Origin of the sequence: Aeromonas sp. R2-4 (assembly GCF_040908365.1) — a bacterium.
Taxonomy (GTDB): Bacteria; Pseudomonadota; Gammaproteobacteria; order Enterobacterales; family Aeromonadaceae; genus Aeromonas; species Aeromonas veronii.
In genome coordinates, this window is the sequence record NZ_JBFODO010000052.1 from 24,354 (window position 1) to 44,467 (window position 20,114).

The following is a 20,114-nucleotide window of genomic DNA, read 5'->3' on the forward strand; positions in this document are numbered from 1 at the left end:
CTCCCCCATCACCACTCAAAAATGGAATGACCATGTTCAAGTGCAATCTTCTTTCTCTTGCGGTGATTGCCGCACTGACCGGTGGCATCGCCGGTTGCAACAGTGAGAGCGAGTCTACCGCTATCGAGAAACCGGTAACTCCGGTTGTCGATCTGTCGGTACTGAAATACGTTGACCCCATGATAGGCACCGCCGCATCCGGCCACACTTTCCCCGGTGCCACCCGCCCTGCCGGCATGGTGCAGCTCTCGCCGGATACCTTTATTGGCTCCAACACCGATCACGAGAGCGGACTAAACCCCTGGCACTCAGCCTCCGGCTACTGGGACTCTTCCAATTACCTCACGGGCGAGATCGTCGCAACCGATGTTCCGCTCTACGGCTTCTCTCATACCCATCTCTCCGGCACTGGCGCCACCGATCTGGGCGACATTCTGGTACTGCCCTACGCCGAGATGGCCGACGCCCAAATAAACGCCTTTGACAAAACCAATGAGCACGCCAGCGCCGGTTATTACCAAACCAGACTGAACAAGGGGGAGATTGAGGTTGAACTGACCACCACCAAACGGGTCGGTTTGCACCGTTACACCTTCGCCAAAGGAGCGGATCGGAATGTGAAATTCGATCTGGGCCACACTCTGCTGAACAACAACGGCCAGTCGCTCAAAAACAAAATCGAAGTGGTGGATGAGTACACCCTGCGTGGCCGCAAAACCTCCACTGGCTGGTTCCAGGGACAGAACCATCAGGGCCAGAACATCTTCTTCTACGCCAAATTTAACCAACCTGTGGCCAAGGCCATGCTGGGCGAGCAGGACAAGATGCCGACCCGGGAGATGCGCCCCAACAGCGTCTATCAAGGGGATGACCTGACCGCCTACCTCAATTTTGGCCAGGGTGACCAACCGCTCGAGATCCGGGTCGGTATCTCGGCGGTGAGCTGGCAAGGAGCACAGAAGAATCTGGAAGCGGAAGCCCCCACCTTTGATTTTGCCAAGGTGAAGTCAGACGCCGAATACGCGTGGGCCGAAAAGCTGGCAACACTCAAAACCGAAGGGGGGACGGAAACCGAGAAGACCAATTTCTACACCGCCCTCTACCACATGATGATCGCCCCTATCGAGCTCTACGATGTGGATGGCAAGTATCTTGATATGCAGGGCACCCTGCGCACCCTGCAACCAGGTGATACCCCCAACTACTCCATCTACTCGACCTGGGATACCTTCCGCGCCGTTCACCCCATGTGGACCATCATGGACCCGCCACAGGCGACTCTCTACGCCAAGGATCTGATCCGCAAATCCAACGTGGAGTTCGGCCTGCTGCCCAAGTGGGAAGGCCACGGCTCGGAAACCGGCACCATGATTGGGTACCCCTCGGCGGCCATCCTTGCCGATGCGGTGACCAAGGGGCTGATCGATGCGCAAGAGGCACTGGAAGCCTCGGTCAAATCGGCCCACTACCGGCCTGCCGATTACCCGCAGATCCATGACGACATCCTGAGTGCGCTGATGGCCGGTCAGCTCAGCTATCACGAGAAAGAGCAGTGCGTCCGTTATCCCAACTGGAACTCGGTCTCCTACTCGCTGGAGTTCTCTTTCTACGACTGGACCATCGCCGAGATGGCAAAAGCCGCGGGCGACATGACCACCTATCAGGAGTTCAAGGCACGATCCTACAACTCGCTCAAACATTGGGATCCCCAGGCTGGCAATGCCGATGGCAAAGGCTTCTTCGTACCGACCGAGCTGAAAAACGGCGACCCGTGCGCCCTGAAATACGCGCCAACCGATTTCGATCCCTACAAGTCGGATGCCTTCTACTACACCGAGGGCAATGCCTGGCAGTGGCAGTGGTCATTCATGCAGGATCTCGACAAGCTGACCGAGATCATGGGTGGCCAGCAGGGACTGAACGACAAGCTCGACAACCTGTTCAATGCCGACCCCAACGGGGGCGAAGCACATCAGGACATGACCGGTTACATCGGGCAGTACATTCATGGCAACGAGCCCTCACACCACGTCATCTATCTCTACAATCGCACCGCTCAGCCCTGGAAAGCGCAGGAGTACCTCGACCGGGTCTATAAGGAGTTCTACAAAACCACCCCGGATGGCCTGATCGGCAATGAAGACGTTGGCCAGATGTCGGCCTGGTACATCATGAGTGCCATGGGCTTCTATCAAATCTCCCCGGGCGACCCGACCTACACCATCGGCCGTCCCATCTTTGACAAGGTCACCATCAACCTGCCCGACGGTCAGTTCAACGTGGTAGCGCAGAACAACAGCCCGGACAACCTCTATGTCAAAGAGGTCACCATCAATGGCAAGCCACTCAACCAGTACAACACCTTCGCCCACAGCGAGATCCGTCCCGGTGGTGAGCTGCGTTTTGTGATGACCAACCAGCAACCGACCCCGTAACTCTACAAGCGGCAAGCCACCCGGCTTGCCGCTTGTTCATCTCCGGAATTTGAGGAACTACGATGTTCAAACCCCACAAGCTGGCCATCATGGTGACAGCCCTGCTTGGCCTCTATGGCTGCAACACAAACGATGAGACTACTGACAATGGCCGCCCCGACAATGCCCTGCAGGTGCTGCAATATGTCGATCCGCTGATCGGCACCGATGGGCTGGGCAATGTCAATCCGGCCCCTGTCATGCCGGAAGGGATGATCCAGCCGGGCCCGGACAACTGGAATCCGGCCAACTGGAATGGCAAGGGATCCCCTTCCGACTATCACCACCATCTGGCCAAGCTTTCCGGCTTCAGCAGCACCCATATCTCGGGGGCAGGCAAGGGGGATCTCAATGATTTCGCCTTCTTGCCCTTCACCGGCAGCAATACCGACCCGGTCACCATCAACAAGACGAGCGAACAGTCGGAAGTAGGCTATTACAAAGCGGATCTGGTGGAGACCGGCATCAAGGCCGAACTCACTGCCACCCAGCGGGTCGCCTTCCACCGTTACAGCTATCCGGCGGGTGAAGATCGTAAAGTCCAGCTCGATCTGCAGCACGAGCTGCTGGAGCAGTATGGCAACCACTCCCGCAATATTTACTTCAGGCGGGTGAGCGACAACGCCATTGCCGGAGCCAGAACCAGCAACGAGTGGGGGCAGTGGCAGACGGTCTTTTTCTACACCGAGTTTTCCGAGCCGTTTGTGGATCAGATCCTCTATGTCGATGGCAAATTGAGCAACGACACAGAGGTGGGGTTGGCCGATTACATCGGGTATGGCGAAACCAGACCCCGGGTACGGGATGTGGTGACCCAACTCAACTTTGCCAAAGGGGAACGGCCCATCACCATGAAGATGGCGATCTCGGGCACCGGCATTGAGGGGGCCATGGCCAACCTGCGCGCCGATGAACATGGCTACCGCTTCGATCAGGTGGTGCAGGAGAACAAGCAGGCATGGGCGAAAGTGCTCAATAAGTTCACCCTGGAGGGGGGGAGTGATGCCGACAAGACGCTCTTTTACACCTCCCTCTATCGCACCTACATAGCCCCTTTCGTCTATCAGGATGTGGATGGCCACTATCGCGGAATGGATGGCAAGGTGCATCAGGCCAAGCCGGGCTTTACCAACTACTCGGTCTACTCCATGTGGGACACCTTCCGCGCCGCCCACCCGTTGAAGACCATCATCGAAAAAGATCGTGCCATCAACTATGTGCACGACCTGCTCAACAAATATAAAACCGGCGGCATCATGCCCAAATGGGAGCTGCACTCCGACTATACCGGCGAGATGGTCGGCTATCCGGCGGTCTCCATCATCGCCGACGTCATCGTCAAATACCCGGGTGAGTTTTCACCAGAAGAGATAAAGCTGGCGCTGCAGGCGGCCAACGTCTCCGCCAACTTTGACCTCGAATTGACCAAATCCTGGGTGCCCTATCAGGATCCCTGGAACGGCGACAAGCGCTTCACCGTGATGACCCGTCACGGCCAGTATGCCGAGCAGCACGGCTATGTCCCCGCCAACGTCAAACTCAAGCCAAAAGAGGGGGGCATGGCGCAGGACAAGTACGATGAGCTGGTCAACGAGTCCGTCTCCTACGGCGTCGAGAATGCCTACTATGACTGGTGCATCGCCCAGCTTGCTCGCCTGGCTGGCGACAAATCCGCCGAGAACCGCTATCTGGCCCGGGCCACCACCTGGCGCGCCTATTTTGACTACAACCCGGCACAATATGGCAAATATGGCGCGACCGGCTTTATGCGCCCCAAAAATTACGATGGCAGCTGGGTCAACAACTACCCCTCCTGCGCCATCGACAAAAACGGCGACCCGATCACGCCACCACAAAATTGCGACATCAACGACAGCAGCCGTTATGACACCTTCTGGCCCTATCGTGCCGAGCACCGGGGGCAGGACTTTACCGAAGGCAACACCTGGCAGTGGAGCTGGTTTGTTCCCCACGATATCGAGGGGCTCAAAGAGGCGATGGGGGGCGAGGAGGGATTCCGGAAAAATCTGGATGCCCTCTTCACCGCAAACTCCAACGCCGATACCTCGCAAGGGGACATGACCGGCTATATCGGGCAGTTCGTGATGGGTAACGAGCCGGATCACCATGTCCCCTACCTCTATAACTGGACCAAGGAGCCGTGGAAAACCCAGGAGTATGTGGATCAGGCGGTGCGCAGCTTCTTCCACCCGACCACCACCGGGCTGATTGGCAATGAGGACGTGGGGCAAATGTCGGCCTGGTACATCATGAGCGCCCTCGGCTTCTATCAGGTCACGCCGGGGCTCCCGGTCTACACCATAGGTCGGCCACTGTTTGACAAGGTGACGATGGATATCGATGGCGGGAAATTCACCGTGAGCGCCGAGAACAATGGCCCCCAAAATATCTATGTGGAATCCGTCACCATCAATGGCAAACCGTTGGGGGAAAACCTGACGTTCAACCACAGCGATATTCGGGCAGGCGGTGAGTTGAAATTTATCATGACGGCGCAAAAACCGACCCGCTCAGATAATAAATAACCATCATTGATTGCCAATATATGTTTAGGCCCAAAGCTTCCTTTGGGCCTCTTTTTTGGTCGATTCACAAGAACACTCAAAAAATATGACGTGCTGCATCACATGATATGCGGATCACAAACAGACAGCCTTGTCACAAAAGTCTAGTGAATGACACTTTTTTACTCTGTCGATGAAACAGAAGCCATGGGAATAATAGCGCTCGCCGGGATTGACAGCGCCGAGCCTTGATATTTCTCAGGCACCACTCCGGCATCAAAAAATAAATTCTGACTGCTCACCCCCTACACGATGGAGCCGTTCCATATGTTCAAGAGAAATATTCTGGCTATTACCCTGACCAACACCCTGGCCATGTTATCCGGCTGCGATTCAGATAACAGCAGCACCGATAACGACGAGCAAAAGCCAACGCCAACCAATGTGTTGCAATACGTGAATCCATTTGTTGGCACTGGCTTTAACGGTCACACTTTTCCCGGCCCCGTGGTACCGGAAGGCATGGTGCAACTCTCGCCGGATACCGAACTGATAGGGTGGCACTCCTCCTCCGGCTATCACTTCGACAAAGACACCCTGTTCGGTTTTTCCCACACCCATCTCTCCGGCACCGGCATGGGGGGGCTCGGGGATATTCTGTTCCTACCCTTTACCGAAGATAAGGCCAAATACATCGAGCCGAACAATGATTACCGCAAGGCCATCTCGGTCAAAATGGACAAAAAATCCGAGCAGGCCGAGCCTGGCTACTATGCGGTGCGTATCGCCGAAAATGGCATCAAGGCCGAGTTGACCGCCTCCGAGCGGGTGGGCTTTCACCGCTACACCTATCCGCAGGGCCAACCACAACGACTGAAGATCGACTTGAATTCGATCCTCAACAGCGACTGGGGATCGAGTTCGCTTCGCAACAAGCTCACTGTCAGCGAAGATGGCTACACCATCACCGGCGAGCGGGATGCCACCCACTTCTCCGGCTGGGCGAAAAACCAGAAGATCTTCTTCCATGCGACCTTCGACAAGAAGATCAAAGGGGTCTACATCCTCGCTGGTGGTGTGCCGGTAGAGGGCTTGATCGCCGAGCACAAGGCCAAATCCAAAGCGGATGTCACCGCCTACGTCGAATTTGAAGAGGGCGGTTCCGCCCAACTGAACGCCAAAGTCGCCCTCTCGGCAGTCGATGCCATCGGCGCACGGAACAACTACCAGGCCGAAGGGGATGTTTCGTTTGACGAGGCCCGCGCCAACGCCCGCGAGAAGTGGGCCAACGCTCTCAATTTCACCATCGAGGGGGGTAGCAAGGAGCAAAACGAGATCTTCTACACCGCCCTCTACCACACCAAGATCGCCCCCATCGTCCATCAGGATGTGGATGGCAACTACCGCGGCATGGGCAAAGGGGTGCAGGCCAAGGGGGAAGGCAGCTACTCCATCCACTATGGCCAGGCAAGCGAAGATCAGCCCAACTTCTCGGTCTACTCACTGTGGGATACCCAGCGAGCGCTGCACCCGCTCAAAACCATCACCGAACCCACCCGCGCCGTGCAATATGCCAAGAACCTGCTCCAGAAGTATCTGGAGAGCGGCCTGCTGCCCAAGTGGGAGCATCTGGGGGATGAGACAGGCACCATGGTGGGCTATCCGGCGGTGGTGGTGATTGCCGACGCCATCACCAAATACCCCGATGCCTTCACTGCGCAGGAGAAAAATCTGGCGCTCACGGCCGCCATCGACTCCTCCACCTATACCAACTACCCCATGCTGGCGACCGAGTGGGACAAGGCGGTGCTGGACAAGACCCTGACCAACCACATCGATTACATCGAAAAGAACGGCTTTGCCCCGGCAGTGCAGCGGATCGACGGTCAGCCCGTTTTCGCTGACTACACCCTCGAGTCGGTCTCCTACGGTCTGGAGAACGCCTTCTATGACTGGGCCATCGCCCAGATCGCCAAGGCGGCCGGCAACCCAGCGGCCGAAGCGCGCTATCTGGCCCGTTCTAACGGCTATCAGCGCTACTTCGACCACAATGCGACCGAATACGCCCAGTACGGGGTGACCGGTTTCATGCGTCCGGTGATGATCGATGGCTCCTTCATGACGCCGTTTGATCCCTATGGCACCGAACATGAGACTGGCAACTATACCGAGGGCAACGCCTGGCAGTGGACCTGGTTTGTGCCCCATGACATCAAGGGTCTGAAAACCGCGATGGGCGGAGAAGAGGCCTTCAAGCAGAATCTGGACGCCACCTTTGCCGCCGAGAGTCAGGGGTCGGAGACCGCTGACATGACCGGGATGATGGGTCAGGTGGCCTTCGGGAATGAACCCTCCCACCATATCCCCTACCTCTACAACTGGACATCGGAGCCGTGGAAAACTCAGGAAACAGTCGACTACATCCTCGACACCATGTACTCGAACACCCCGGCAGGCATCATAGGCAACGAGGATGTGGGCTCCATGTCAGCCTGGTATGTGATGTCAGCACTTGGCTTCTATCAGGTGAATGCGGCAGATCCCGTCTACACCATTGGCCGCCCGCTATTTGCCAAAGCGACCATCCCGGTCAAGGGGGGAACCTTCACCATCATCGCCGATAACAACAGCGCCAAGAACCGCTATGTCCAGTCGGTCACCATCAATGGCAAACCGCTCAAGGATGGTCTCTTCTTCGAGCACAAGGAGTTTGTACAGGGGGGCAACCTCCACTTCGTGATGGGCGATACCCCGCCACAAAAGTAACGATCGATAGCATTGAAGTGACATTCAGCACGCAACCCGAAAATGTCACTTTGTGATACCCGACGGCCCACGCCAGATGGATTGATAAAATCCAATCAGCGCTGGGCCATTTTATTTTCCAGTGGAAAGCCCTGGTTCAGCCATTAACCCGTTTTTCTAAAATCTGCCTTAAATCGGGCAATAAACCGCAAAAAATGGCTGTAAATCCCATTACAAGGGTTTTTCTGTCATACCTTGACCGCTGTCACAGCCTGCCATTAATTAAACAAAAACAGCTATTGAGTTAAAGAACAACAATTTGCGAGCTGGATCACACCAGCAAAACAATGCAACAAAAATCCAGTTATTGCTACATTCATCGCCTGTCCAACCCTACCCTTGAGGGCAATAATGAGCCCAATTCGCAACGCATGACTTAGCCCTTACAGGGAAGGAGAGTGAGATGTTACCCACCATGACCAACGGCAGACTCATCTGCCTGGAGTTGAAGGCCACCAGCAAGGAGGCTCTGTTCGACGAGATGGCACAGATGCTGGCGCGCGATGGCGCCGTGTCTGATCAACAGCAATTCGTCAAGGATATCTGGGCCCGCGAGCAGCTGGACTGCACCGGCTTCGAGCAGGGTGTCGCCCTGCCCCACGCCAAGAGCAAGGCGGTCAGCCGTCCGGCCATTGCCATCGGTGTCAGCCGTCAGGGTATCGAGTACGGCGCCGAAGATGGCAAGCCGACCCAGCTGATCTTCATGATCGCCTCCCCGGATGGCGGCGCCAACCACCACATCGAAGTGCTGGCCGAACTCTCTACCCGTCTGCTGGAGCCGGGCTTTATCGAGCAGATGAAAGCGGCCACTACCGTTGAGCAAGCGCTGACCCTGCTCAAACAGGGCCCGAAAATGGAAAAACCGGCGCCAGCCGCCAAACCGGAGGCCTCTGCTCCGGTTGAACCCACCGATCGCACCTTCAAGGATCGCCTCAATACCATGAAGCAGCACCTGCTGTTTGGTACCTCCCACATGATCCCCTTCATCGTGGCGGGCGGTGTGCTGCTCTCCCTGTCGGTGATGATGAGCGGCAAGGGTGCCGTGCCGGAAGCGGGCTTCCTCAAAGACATGGCGACTATGGGTATCGCCGGTCTGACCCTGTTTACCGCTGTACTGGGTGGCTACATCGCCTACTCGCTGGCTGACAAGCCGGGCCTGGCCCCGGGCATGATCGGCTCCTGGATTGCCGTTCAGCACTATCAAACCGGTTTCCTCGGCGCCATTCTGGTGGGCTTTATCGCAGGTTTCGTGGTCAATCAGCTCAAACGGATCAAGCTGCCTGACTCCATGACCTCCCTTGGTTCCATCTTCATCTATCCGCTGATCGGCACCTTTCTGGTGTGCGGCATCGTGATGTGGGGGATCGGAGCCCCGATCGCCGCCATGATGGAGGGGATGAACCACTGGCTCTCCAGCATGGCGGGCTCAGGTAAAGTGATGCTGGGTGCCATTCTCGGTGGTATGACCGCCTTCGATATGGGCGGCCCGGTCAACAAGGTTGCGACCCTGTTTGCCCAGACTCAGGTCAACACCCAGCCCTGGCTGATGGGCGGCGTCGGTATCGCCATCTGTGTGCCGCCGCTCGGTATGGCACTGGCGACCTTTATGTCTCCGAAGCGTTACAAGAAAGAAGAGCGTGAATCCGGTAAAGCGGCCGCCATCATGGGCATGATCGGTATCAGTGAAGGTGCTATCCCGTTCGCTGCTGCTGACCCCATGCGTGTTATCCCGGCCATCGTCGCAGGCGGTATCGTCGGCAACATCACCGGCTTTATGATGCACAGTATCAACCACGCCCCCTGGGGTGGCTGGATTGTCCTGCCGGTTGTTGAAGGCAAGATGGGCTATATCCTCGGCACCATCCTCGGCGCTCTGACCACTGCCATCATCGTCAACCTGCTGAAGAAGCCGGTGAGCGAAGAAGATGACGTCACTACCACCCAAACCAGCTTCGAAGTCATTGAAGCGGAAGGGGAAGCGGACGTACTGGCCATCACTGCCTGCCCGTCTGGCGTTGCCCACACCTTCCTGGCCGCCAAGAGCCTGCAGAAGGCCGCCGCCAAGCAGGGGATCAAGATCAAGGTCGAGACCCAGGGCGCCAACGGCATCATCAACCGCATTACCGCCAAGGATGTCGCCAACGCCCGCTGCGTCATCTTCGCCCACGATGTGGCCATCAAGAACCGCGAGCGCTTCACCAATATCGAGGTCATCGATGTGAAGACCAAGGAGGCGATTCACAATCCGGAAGCACTGCTGGCCCGCACGCTGGGCAACAAGGCAAACGCCGCCTGATAGCAGTCAGACCAACCAGTACAAGGGGCCCATCACGGGCCCCTTTTCGTTGCCTGCCGAGCAACCGCATATCATCCCACCGACCAAGCCACTGATTTAAAACATATTAACCAGTCACATCACGGATCTTGGCGAGCCGTCACAGAACGGTGACGTGTAAAAAAACAGCAATTGAAGCGCTGGTCAGATCTCATGTCAAATGGCTCCGCCTACTAAACTGGAGCATCACAAAAATGATAAAAATCAATAAATTGGTTCTGGCTGTTACCCTCACCCTCACTGCCACCCCCTTGCTGGCAGCCCACTGGACGTGTGGCGAGCACGTGCGCTTTGGTCTGCCCTCCGAATCGGATCAGAAGCTCTGCCGTGAAGGGTATGCGGTCGGCTACAACTACGACTACAAGGTGGCGGACTGGGTCTCCTACCGGATGACCGCCCAGAGCGCACAGGGCACAGTGCCTCGCAAGGATGCCTTCGCCGAGGACAGGGAGATCCCGGTCGCCTACCGCGCCACCCTCTCCGACTACAAGGGCTCGGGCTACGATCGTGGCCATCAGGCCCCGGCGGGAGACATGAAATCGAACAAGAACACCATAAAAGAGAGCTTCCTGCTGAGCAACATGACACCGCAGATCGGGGTGCTCAACCAGAAGGCGTGGCGCGTGCTGGAGGACAAGGTGAACAAGTGGGCGGTCTCCCACAAGGATGTGCAGGTGATCACCGGCCCCATCTTTACCGGCTCTGAAGAGTCCATCGGTCAGGGTGTGGCGATCCCGAGCGCCTACTACAAGATCGTGATGGATCCGGCCAGACTGCAGGCCATCGCCTTTATCATGCCGCAGGAAGAGGTGCCCATCAGCCAGATCGCCGACTACCGGGTCTCGGTACGCGAGGTGGAGGAGCAGACCCAGCTCAACTTCTTCAGCGATATGCCCGAAGAGCAGCAAGAGACGCTGGAAGCCCGCGTCTCCCCGATGTGGAACTGAGCGCGAACACTCGCCAACAGATGGATTGAGACGCCATCTGTCTTGCATCGCAACAGAGGGAGGGGGAGTCACGCTCCCCCTGCCCTTTTCAGATGGCAGCTGATCCGTTGCGGCCATTTTTGCGGCCACAGGTGTGGCATCACCCGACGACTCGCCCCGACTCACAGTTTGCCGCACCGTTAACTGGTATATTGCCCTCTCTTTGGCACTAACAGACTGAATTGACGCACATTTGCCTTATCCCATCGGCCCGCAAACCGGAGCCCACGGCGCGATTCAGCCCGACAGAGGACCTTTTGATGAAACAGACCCTTCTTGCCCTCACCCTCGGCGGCCTGCTGGCGCTCTCCCCCCTCGCCCTGCAAGCGGCCGAGAGCTCAATGCAGATGGAGCACGACCTCAATACCCTGGTCAGCAAACGCCAGGCGGTGGACATGCTGCTCGGCGAAGCGCTGCAGATCTACAAGTCGCCAGCCAAGATCTCCCACGCCGGTTTTACCGCCAAGATGCCGAGCAATATGGAGCTGGTGACCGAGCGGCTGCTGGCCGCCTACCAGCTTGAACCCTACCGCACCGACCTGCTCATCTCGGCGGCCAACGCCCAGATCTACAACAGCAACCTGAGCCGCGCCATCACCTTGCTGGAGCAGGCGCAAGCCGTCGCTCCCGATGATCTCGACATCAACAGCTATCTTGCCATCTGGCAGTTGGTGAAGGGTAACAAGGAGGCTTCCCGCAGCTATCTGGCGAAAGTGGCGGATCGCAACAGTGGCCGCGCCGCCGATCTGGAGGAGATCATCGCCCGGGTGCAGCGGATCACCGCCGCCCCGCTGCAGACCGAACTGACCGGGGATCAGGTCAAGGCCACCCAAGAGGGCAAACGCGCCATCGTTACCCTGGGCTACGCCCTCAATCCCGACGGCAGCATGGACAAGATCCTGCTGGGCCGTCTGCAAACCACCCTTGAGCTGGCCAAAGCCGACCCGGAAGCGCTGCTCATCCTGACCGGCGGCGTGCCCCAGAACCGCCAGACCGAGGGCAAGCTGATGGCTGACTGGCTGGCCAACCACGGCATCGACCGCAGCCGCCTGATTGAAGAGAACTACGCCACCAGCACGGTGGACAACGCCCTCTACAGCGCCTATGCCCTCGCCCGCCACCAGATTGACTATGCGGTGCTGGTGAGCTCAGCCAGCCATGTACGCCGCGGTCAGACGGTGCTGGAAATCGCCTGCGACCAGATTGGCCCGGCCAACATCAAGGTGGCGAGCGTCAGCTACCCCGACAAGCCCCTCGAGGAGCTGGCCACCCCGAGCGAGAGCGAGCTGCTCAGCATCTACCGCGACGCCCTGCGCACCTACGGCATGTGGAGCTACCGCTCCGCCCCGCTGATTGAGCGTTGATCGGCCATCAAAACGAAAAAGAGAGGGAGGCGTGATGCCTCCCTCTCTTTTATTGACCGATGATTGGCCAAGCCGCGCCCGTTAGCTGACGATAAAGCCCTGCGAGGGGGCCGCTTTGGGATCGTCACCGAAGCGGTTTGGCCCCTGCTGGCCGTTGCAAACCATAAAATAGATAAGCACCAGGGTGCCGATAATGGGGATAAGCCCGAGCAGCAGCCACCAAGCGCTGCGGTCGGTATCGTGCAGGCGACGGGCCGCCACCGCCAGCGATGGCAGCAGCACCGCCAGCGAATAGATGGAGCTGATCAGCTCATTGTCGCCGCCGATCAACTTGTCCACCATGCCGAGCAGCAACATGACGATGACGTTGCACAGCACGAACATCCAGTATTCGGTGCGACGGGCCCGCCCGCTGAATACCGCATATTGCTTGAGGACCGAGATATACCAGTTCATTGCGCCTCCTGAGTGGCCTTTATGCCTATGAATAAAAAAGAGAGTCGATAAAACAAGTAGTTAAGAGCTTAGCGCGATCATCCCCCCGAGTCGACAATGATGCCCGAACGCCTCCCAAACTAATCAGCGGCGGCAATCATTGACCGACCGAGCCGGAAGATAATTTGCCCTGCAACAGGGCAAATCCCCCCCATCAGCGCATCACTCTCGTCACAAGCAGGAAAATGGTGCTTAATAATCCATTAGCAATCGTATGGACTCAGCGTGAGGATAGCGGTAGATTCGGCGCCCAATCCTGAACAGGATCTGTGTCTCCCTCCCATAATGAATCCACTTATTCATTACTTCTCCTAACACAGGGATAGCCATGAGTATTACACGCAGAGATTTTCTCAACGGCGTTGCCATCACCATTGCGGCAGGCGTCGCCCCCATCAATCTGCTCAAGGCTGCCGAAGGCGGCAGCACGCTGGCGGATAAAACCCTGGCCTACCCGCCTGCCCTCACCGGCCTGCGCGGTAACCACCCGGGCTCTTTCGAACCGGCCCACAGCATCGCCCGTGATGGCAAGCAGTATGATTTTGCCAATATTCCCCTTGAGGGGGAGTACGATCTGGTGATCGTCGGCGCCGGGATCAGCGGTCTGGCCGCTGCCTGCTTCTATCAGCAACTGCTCGGCGCGGATAAGAAGATCCTGCTGCTCGACAACCACGATGACTTCGGTGGCCACGCCAAGCGCAACGAGTTCACCACCCCCGATGGCCTGCGTCTGGGTTACGGCGGCAGTGAATCCCTGCAATCACCGCGCTCGGTTTACAGCCCGGTGGCGCTCGGTCTGCTCAAGGCGCTGGAGGTCAACATCGACGAGCTGGCCGCCGGTTTCCAGCAGACCTTCTATCCGGATCTGGGACTGAGCCGCGGCGTCTATTTCGACGAGAAACACTTTGGCGTCAACAAGATAGTGAACGGGGATCCGGGCCACAACGTGGCGGACGATATCCCCCGCGATCGCCTGAACGGCCGGCCGCTGGCAGAGTTTATCGGTGACTTCCCCCTCGATGATGCCGACAAGGCCGCCCTGTTGGCCCTGCACGAATCGAAGATCGACTACCTGAGCGGCATGACCCGCGAGCAGCAGGACGAGTGGGTGACCCGCAACAGCTACACCACCTTCCTGCGCGATAAAGTGGGCCTGAGCGAGCGGGCGATCACTTACTTCCAGCAGCGCACCAACGACTTCCAGGCGGTCGGCATCGACGCCACCGCCTGCGCCGATGCGCGCCTCTGCGCATTGCCGGGGTTCGACGGCCTCAATCTGACGCCGCTAGATGCCGAGGAGCAGGCGGAGCTGGACGACCCCTACATCTTCCACTTCCCCGATGGCAACGCCGGTCTCACCCGCCTGATGGTACGCAAGCTCATTCCGCAGGTGGCGCCGGGTCACACCATGCAGGATGTGGTGCTGGCCAAGTTTGACTACAGCAAGCTCGACCTGCCGGAGCACAAGGTGCAACTGCGCCTTGGCAGCACGGCGTTGCAGGCCAAAAACGTGCGCCTCGCCGACGGCAAGCTGGCGGTGGATGTCACCTACATCAAGGAGGGGAAACTGCACCGGGTGCGGGCCAAGCAGTCGATCATGGCTGGCTACAACATGATGATCCCCTACATGGTGCCCGAGATGCCGGAGCCCCAGAAGGAGGCGCTGCGCCAGAATGCCAAGGCGCCACTGGTCTACACCAAGGTGGTGATCAAGAACTGGCAAGCCTTCGTCAAGCTGGGGGTACACGAGGTCTACTCCCCCGCCGCACCCTACAGCCGGGTCAAGCTCGACTATCCGGTCAGCATGGGTGGCTACGAGCATCCCAAGAGCCCGGATCAGCCGATGTGCCTGCACATGGTCTATGTGCCGACCCTGCCGGGCAGCGGCCTCTCGGCACGCGAACAGTCCCGCAAGGGGCGCGCCATGCTCCTCGGCATGCCGTTCGAGCAGCATGAGCAGATGATCCGCGAGCAGTTGCAGGGGATGCTCGGCAGCGCCGGTTTCAACCATGAGCAGGACATCCTCGCCATCACGGTCAACCGCTGGTCTCACGGCTACTCCTATGTCACCAACACCCTGTTTGATGACGAAGCGCAGTGCGAAAAATGGATTGAACTGGGTCGCCAGCCGATCGGCAACATCACCATCGCCAACTCGGATGCGGGCTGGAGCCCCTACGCCCACGCCGCCATCGACGAAGCGTGGCGCGCCGTCAACGAGCTGGTAGCCATGAGCAAGGGAGGTGCCCAATGAGCCGCGCCCTGTCACTGACCGCCAGCGCCCTGCTGCTGGCCCTGCCCGCCCTTGCCGCCAACGCGGCCCCCGCCATGTCGGCAGGCGAATACGTGGCCAAGCTCGGCGATTGCGCTGCCTGCCACACCAGCGAAACCAGCAAGCCGCTGGCGGGCGGCAAAGGGTTCCCGACCCCCATCGGCACCGTATTTGCCACCAACATCACCCCCGACAAGACCCACGGTATCGGCAACTACAGCCTGCCGGAGTTCATCAAGGTGATGCGTGAAGGGGTGGCCCGCGATGGGCATCGCCTCTATCCGGCCATGCCCTACACCGCCTACGCCAAGATGAGCGATAAGGATCTCGAAGATCTCTATCACTACCTGATGAAGGAGGTACAGCCGCTGGCCATCGCCAACAAGGAAAGTGACATCCCCTGGCCCCTCAACATGCGCTGGCCGCTGATGGGCTGGAACTGGGTCTATCACGATGACAGCCGTTTCACCCCGGTGGCGGGCAAGAGCGAAGAGTGGAACCGCGGCGCCTATCTGGTGCAGGGTGCCGGCCACTGCGGCAGCTGCCACACTCCGCGCGGGCTTGGCATGCAGGAGAAAGCGCTGACCGAGGCGGATCCCGTCTACCTGAGCGGGGCGGCGCTGGATGGCTGGTATGCCCCCGATATTCGCGGCAGCCGTTACAGCAAGCAGGCGCTGATCGATCTGCTGAAAACCGGCCGTAGCCAGCATGAAGCGGTCGCGGGCCCCATGGGGGAAGTGATCACCCACAGCAGCCAGTATTTCAGCGACGCCGATCTGGCCAGCATCGCCACCTATCTCACCGACCTGAAAGATGAACCGGTGGCGGAGAAAGGGGCCCGCGCCTACGCCAGTGCCAGCGGCAAGGCGGACTACGCCATGTACTGCTCCACCTGTCACGGGGTCAACGGCCAGGGCAATGACCACGTCATCCCCTCGCTGGTCAACAACCGCACCGTGCTGGCGAGCGATCCGTCGAGCCTGATCAATGTGCTGCTGCACGGCGCCGAAACACCGGTCACCCACGGCCATCTGGGTTACCACATGCCGGGCTATGGCTGGACCATGGATGATGAGCGGCTCGCCGAGCTGGTCAACACCCTGCGCGCCTCCTGGGGCAATGAAGGCACCGCCGTCAAGGCGGCGGCGGTCAAGACCCAGCGCGAGCTGCACGGCGAGGAGTAAGGGCAAGCCGCTCTCGCTTGGCCAAGTGCCATAAAAAACGGGCCTCCACTGGAGGCCCGTTTGCTATTGATGAACCAGGTTCCGGTGCTTATCCCTTGCGGGATTTTGGCCCCGGCAGCGGCGCCGTTGGCTGGCGGTAATCGCCATAGGGGAAGATATTGCGAAAACGCTGGGCCACCGGCTCGGGGATGGAGCGGGAGAAGATCAGCTTGACGCCATCGCCATCACGCTGCCCCACAATGCGACCGCGCACCGTGTCGTGGCGCAGGATCTGCTTGGCATGCTCAATAAAGGCGGGTGACACCTTGCCCTGCTTGACCACTACCTTGCCGGGTGCAAGGCGGATCTCGAACAGGGCGCCACGTCCCAGCTTCATCAACCACCAGATCAGGGCTATCGCCACTATCAAGGAAATCCAGGCCATCTTCATCCCTCCCAAGCTCTTGATATCAGGCAGTATAAGCGGCCGAGCGTTCCGATTGTTTGGCGCCGATCACAGCCCCCGCCTCAACGTAATAGCGCCTCTTTGCTCAGCAATCCTTGCCCCAGCCCACCAGCGTCTCGCGATAGAGCGCCAGCAAGGCTTCATCGCGCACCGCCACCCCGACCTGCTGCGGACGATAGGCTGCCCAGTCATCGTGGGAGTGGCGTTTGCCATCGAACTTTTGCAGGGTGTGGCCGATGGCCGGGCCGCTGGTAATCACCCGCACCGGCCCTTCCCGCAGGGTAAAGAGGGTCGGATCAATCACATAGGCGATGGCGGACGGGTCGTGGACATGGCAACCGGAGAGCCCCAGCTTCTCGGAGTAGAAGCGCAGGTAGAAGCGGCTGACATCCCACAGGAAGCGGCCCGGCTCCCCCGCCTTGTCCCTGAGCTCATCCAGATAGGCGCTGCTGAAGAAGCTCTGCTGAGTCACATCAAGCCCGATGATCACTACCGGCCAATCGGCGGTAAAGACCCGGTCGGCGGCATCGGGATCGTCGTGGATATTGGCCTCGGCATAGGGGGTGACGTTGCCACGATGGCCGTTGACGCCAAAGGCGCCGCCCATCACTACTACCTGTTTCACCAGCGAGACAATCTCGGGGGCCTGTTGTAGCGCCAGCGCCAGATTGGTCAGTGGGCCGATAGTGACTAGGGTGATCTCCCCCGGCGCGGCTTTCACCGCCTCGACTATGTACTGCCAGGCGGGGCGGGGATCCGGAGCGATAGTCACCTCCCCCGCCTCCATGTCGCCAAAGCCGCTCGGGCCGTGGACTATGGTGGTGGGGCCGACCGGCTCGCGCAGCAGCGGGGCGGCAGCGCCTTTGGCCACATCCGCCTTCATGCCGTACTTCTGCTTGAGCCAGAGGGCGTTGCGGGTGCCATTGTCGATGGTGGCGTTACCAAAAACAGTGGTGATGGCGAGCAGCTCGATGGCGGGGTGGGCCTCGGCAAACAGGATGGCCATGGCATCGTCGATACCCGGGTCGGTATCCAGAATGATTTTATGGGTCATGAGAAATTCCTAGGTGACAAACCCTGCGACAAAAGGGAGAGTCTACCCGGCTGACGGCCCCGTATCCCGGCATGGGATCACAGACCGGGCCTTTGCTCCCGGCAGCGGGGGCGCTGCTGGCGACAATCTGCATAAAAAAACGCGGCCCTGTTGCCAGCGCCGCGCCCTTTATCGTTGTTCGCTATCTGCTATCTGGCAGTGAACTGCCTGACCGGATCCTCAGTGCTTGCGATGCCAGCGTGGTGAGGTCGCCTTCTCCCCCCAAGGAGTGACGCAGGGGAGCAGCGCCCCTTCAATCACCATCTCGCTGCCTGCCAGCGCTTCGGCGATCTTCTGGTGCAGCACCCGCAGTACCTTGCCCTCGTGCTCGGCCAGAGAGTGGCCCGCAGCAAAGAACTCCGGCTGATATTGCAGTGCCAGCTTCTGGGCGAATTCGTAGGTGTTGAAGCAATCCGGCATCCGCTCAACCACATCTTCAAGCCGGGCCAACAAGCTGTTCAGTTCCCTGGTCATAGTGCTCTCTCCGTGTAGGTTAATAGCCAAAAACTACCCCTTATTAGATAAGTCACCAACGAGCAAACCACAAAAGTGTGGGGAGACACACAGTTCTCTCTTGCGTCCAGCTCGCGGTGAACGGCAGACAGCTTGCCAGCTTTACATTCCGGTAACAAACAGCTAGATTTAGACCGACTAATCAGTCGGTCATTTTTCATGCGGAGAACAACATGGGTGCGGCGCAGCTTCAACACACTCCTGAGGATATCCTCGCCATCAAATTGTCCCTGCCGGATCAGCTGACACGGCTCAAGCGGGCGAGTCTGGCTCATCCCATGCCTACCTTGGCCGAGCGCCGGGCGCAGCTGACCAAACTCAAACAGGCATTGCTCGCCCACAAGGGGCAGCTGTGCAAGGCGCTGGCAGCAGATTATGGCCAGCGCAGCCACTACGACAGCCTGATTGCCGATGTGCTGCCCTGCATCATGCAGATCAACTACACCCAGAAGCGGCTCAAACGCTGGATGCAGCCCCACCGCCGCCACACCGGCCTGCTGCTGGCCCCCGCCAAAGTAGAGGTGCACTTCCAGCCACTCGGGGTAGTCGGCATTATCGTGCCGTGGAACTTTCCGGTGATGCTGAGCCTCGGCCCTCTCATCACCGCCATCGCGGCGGGCAACCGGGCGATGCTGAAACTCTCCGAGTTCACCCCTCATACCAACGCCGTGCTGCGCACCATGCTCACCAGCGTGTTTGACGAAAACGAGATCGCCATCATCGAGGGGGATGCCCAGATGGCGGCGGCGTTCAGCTCACTGCCGTTCGATCACCTGCTCTTTACCGGCTCCACCATGGTGGGCAAGCTGGTGATGGCTGCCGCCGCGCCCCAGCTCACCCCGCTCACCCTTGAGCTGGGTGGCAAGAGCCCCTGTCTCATCGCCCCCGACATGCCGGTCGCCACCGCGGTCGAACGGATGATCTTCGGCAAGAGCCTCAACGCCGGACAGATCTGCGTCGCCCCCGACTATGTGCTGCTGCCCCGCAGCGAGGTGGATAACTTTATCGCCGCCTATCGCCGCCACTTCAGCAAGCTCTACCCGCAGGGGCTCAATAGCGCCGACTACGGCGCCATCATCAACGACCGCCAGTATCAACGTCTCGTCAGCTGGCTCGATGAAGCCGAGCAGGCGGGTGCCCAGCTCCACCCCTGTGGCAGCCCGGCCCGCGATGACCAGCGTCGCCTGCTGGTGCCCTACCTGCTGACCGGGGTGCCGGGTCAGTGTCAGGTGATGCAGCAGGAGATCTTTGGCCCGCTGCTGCCGCTCATCCCCTACGACACCCTGGAGGAGGCACTCGCCTATGTGGCCGAGCGGCCCCGCCCGCTGGCCCTCTATCTGATGAGCTTCGACCCCGAGCTGCAGGCGCGAGTGACCCGCGAGACCCACTCCGGCGGCATGGCGATCAACGAAAGCCTGTTTCAAGTGGCGGCCGACGATGTGCCGTTCGGCGGCATCGGCGCCTCCGGTATGGGCCACTACCACGGCCACGAGGGGTTCCTCACCTTCTCCAAGGCAAAAACCGTGCTGACCCGCGGCAAGTTCACCACCGGCTCCCTGATCCATCCCCCCTACCACAACTGGATCCAGAAGCTGATGATGGCCTTCTTCCTGCGCTGATGGA

13 protein-coding genes are annotated in these 20,114 nt (G+C 59.2%); 9 read left to right on the forward strand and 4 right to left on the reverse strand.

Going from position 1 to position 20,114, the window contains the following annotated elements:
• The first annotated feature begins 32 nt into the window (after nucleotides 1-32).
• The 6 genes from AB5Z05_RS19055 (at nucleotide 33) to AB5Z05_RS19080 (ending at nucleotide 12,489) form a co-directional block, all read left to right on the forward strand.
• The gene (locus tag AB5Z05_RS19055) at nucleotides 33-2,435 is read left to right on the forward strand and encodes a GH92 family glycosyl hydrolase (protein ID WP_236268333.1); all 2,403 of its coding nucleotides are present in this window, start codon (nucleotides 33-35) and stop codon (nucleotides 2,433-2,435) included.
• Nucleotides 2,436-2,497: 62 nt separating this feature from the next.
• A complete protein-coding gene (locus AB5Z05_RS19060; protein ID WP_368152783.1) occupies nucleotides 2,498-5,020 on the forward strand; it encodes a GH92 family glycosyl hydrolase in 2,523 nt (840 codons plus the stop codon).
• A gap of 306 nt (nucleotides 5,021-5,326) precedes the next feature.
• Nucleotides 5,327-7,765 (forward strand): GH92 family glycosyl hydrolase, encoded by a 2,439-nt coding sequence (locus AB5Z05_RS19065; protein ID WP_368152785.1) that lies wholly within the window; start codon nucleotides 5,327-5,329, stop codon nucleotides 7,763-7,765.
• A gap of 442 nt (nucleotides 7,766-8,207) precedes the next feature.
• On the forward strand, nucleotides 8,208-10,100 hold the full coding sequence (locus AB5Z05_RS19070; RefSeq protein ID WP_368152786.1) for a PTS fructose transporter subunit EIIC: 1,893 nt from the start codon (nucleotides 8,208-8,210) through the stop codon (nucleotides 10,098-10,100).
• A 233-nt stretch (nucleotides 10,101-10,333) separates the two neighbouring features.
• Nucleotides 10,334-11,086, forward strand: coding sequence for a DNA/RNA non-specific endonuclease (locus tag AB5Z05_RS19075; RefSeq protein WP_368152788.1), 753 nt, complete (start codon nucleotides 10,334-10,336; stop codon nucleotides 11,084-11,086).
• Nucleotides 11,087-11,385: 299 nt separating this feature from the next.
• Entirely contained in the window at nucleotides 11,386-12,489 is a 1,104-nt protein-coding gene (locus AB5Z05_RS19080; RefSeq protein ID WP_368152790.1) for an ElyC/SanA/YdcF family protein, read from the forward strand.
• A gap of 81 nt (nucleotides 12,490-12,570) precedes the next feature.
• On the opposite strand, the gene AB5Z05_RS19085 is transcribed toward AB5Z05_RS19080, so the two are convergent.
• Nucleotides 12,571-12,945 (reverse strand): DUF805 domain-containing protein, encoded by a 375-nt coding sequence (locus tag AB5Z05_RS19085; protein ID WP_005337730.1) that lies wholly within the window; start codon nucleotides 12,943-12,945, stop codon nucleotides 12,571-12,573.
• A gap of 367 nt (nucleotides 12,946-13,312) precedes the next feature.
• Between AB5Z05_RS19085 and AB5Z05_RS19090 the strand changes: the two genes are divergently transcribed.
• A complete protein-coding gene (locus AB5Z05_RS19090; RefSeq protein WP_368152791.1) occupies nucleotides 13,313-15,238 on the forward strand; it encodes an NAD(P)-binding protein in 1,926 nt (641 codons plus the stop codon).
• Nucleotides 15,235-16,440: a cytochrome c gene (locus AB5Z05_RS19095; protein WP_279498468.1), complete on the forward strand. Its 1,206-nt coding sequence runs from the start codon at nucleotides 15,235-15,237 to the stop codon at nucleotides 16,438-16,440. Before AB5Z05_RS19090 ends, AB5Z05_RS19095 begins: the two co-directional genes overlap by 4 nt.
• A gap of 88 nt (nucleotides 16,441-16,528) precedes the next feature.
• On the opposite strand, the gene AB5Z05_RS19100 is transcribed toward AB5Z05_RS19095, so the two are convergent.
• The 3 genes from AB5Z05_RS19100 to AB5Z05_RS19110 all read right to left on the reverse strand — a co-directional run bounded on the left by AB5Z05_RS19100 (nucleotide 16,529) and on the right by AB5Z05_RS19110 (nucleotide 18,452).
• The gene (locus AB5Z05_RS19100; protein WP_005353195.1) at nucleotides 16,529-16,864 is read right to left on the reverse strand and encodes a DUF3634 family protein; all 336 of its coding nucleotides are present in this window, start codon (nucleotides 16,862-16,864) and stop codon (nucleotides 16,529-16,531) included.
• A 106-nt stretch (nucleotides 16,865-16,970) separates the two neighbouring features.
• The gene (locus AB5Z05_RS19105; protein ID WP_005337734.1) at nucleotides 16,971-17,939 is read right to left on the reverse strand and encodes a nucleoside hydrolase; all 969 of its coding nucleotides are present in this window, start codon (nucleotides 17,937-17,939) and stop codon (nucleotides 16,971-16,973) included.
• A gap of 219 nt (nucleotides 17,940-18,158) precedes the next feature.
• Nucleotides 18,159-18,452 carry a hypothetical protein gene (locus AB5Z05_RS19110; RefSeq protein WP_005353197.1) on the reverse strand — a complete coding sequence of 98 codons (294 nt, stop codon included), beginning with the start codon at nucleotides 18,450-18,452 and terminating at the stop codon, nucleotides 18,159-18,161.
• 212 nt (nucleotides 18,453-18,664) lie between these two features.
• Here AB5Z05_RS19110 and AB5Z05_RS19115 point away from each other — a divergent pair, with 212 nt between their 5' ends.
• Nucleotides 18,665-20,110 carry a coniferyl aldehyde dehydrogenase gene (locus AB5Z05_RS19115; RefSeq protein ID WP_368152792.1) on the forward strand — a complete coding sequence of 482 codons (1,446 nt, stop codon included), beginning with the start codon at nucleotides 18,665-18,667 and terminating at the stop codon, nucleotides 20,108-20,110.
• Nucleotides 20,111-20,114 lie beyond the last annotated feature (4 nt).

Coding starts and splice junctions, on each gene's coding strand:
- AB5Z05_RS19055 (WP_236268333.1), top strand. CDS start 33: ATGTTCAAGTGCAATCTTCTTTCTCTTGCGGTGATTGCCGCACTGACC.
- AB5Z05_RS19090 (WP_368152791.1), top strand. CDS start 13,313: ATGAGTATTACACGCAGAGATTTTCTCAACGGCGTTGCCATCACCATT.
- AB5Z05_RS19060 (WP_368152783.1), top strand. CDS start 2,498: ATGTTCAAACCCCACAAGCTGGCCATCATGGTGACAGCCCTGCTTGGC.
- AB5Z05_RS19080 (WP_368152790.1), top strand. CDS start 11,386: ATGAAACAGACCCTTCTTGCCCTCACCCTCGGCGGCCTGCTGGCGCTC.
- AB5Z05_RS19085 (WP_005337730.1), bottom strand. CDS start 12,945: ATGAACTGGTATATCTCGGTCCTCAAGCAATATGCGGTATTCAGCGGG.
- AB5Z05_RS19065 (WP_368152785.1), top strand. CDS start 5,327: ATGTTCAAGAGAAATATTCTGGCTATTACCCTGACCAACACCCTGGCC.
- AB5Z05_RS19070 (WP_368152786.1), top strand. CDS start 8,208: ATGTTACCCACCATGACCAACGGCAGACTCATCTGCCTGGAGTTGAAG.
- AB5Z05_RS19115 (WP_368152792.1), top strand. CDS start 18,665: ATGGGTGCGGCGCAGCTTCAACACACTCCTGAGGATATCCTCGCCATC.
- AB5Z05_RS19110 (WP_005353197.1), bottom strand. CDS start 18,452: ATGACCAGGGAACTGAACAGCTTGTTGGCCCGGCTTGAAGATGTGGTT.
- AB5Z05_RS19105 (WP_005337734.1), bottom strand. CDS start 17,939: ATGACCCATAAAATCATTCTGGATACCGACCCGGGTATCGACGATGCC.
- AB5Z05_RS19100 (WP_005353195.1), bottom strand. CDS start 16,864: ATGGCCTGGATTTCCTTGATAGTGGCGATAGCCCTGATCTGGTGGTTG.
- AB5Z05_RS19095 (WP_279498468.1), top strand. CDS start 15,235: ATGAGCCGCGCCCTGTCACTGACCGCCAGCGCCCTGCTGCTGGCCCTG.
- AB5Z05_RS19075 (WP_368152788.1), top strand. CDS start 10,334: ATGATAAAAATCAATAAATTGGTTCTGGCTGTTACCCTCACCCTCACT.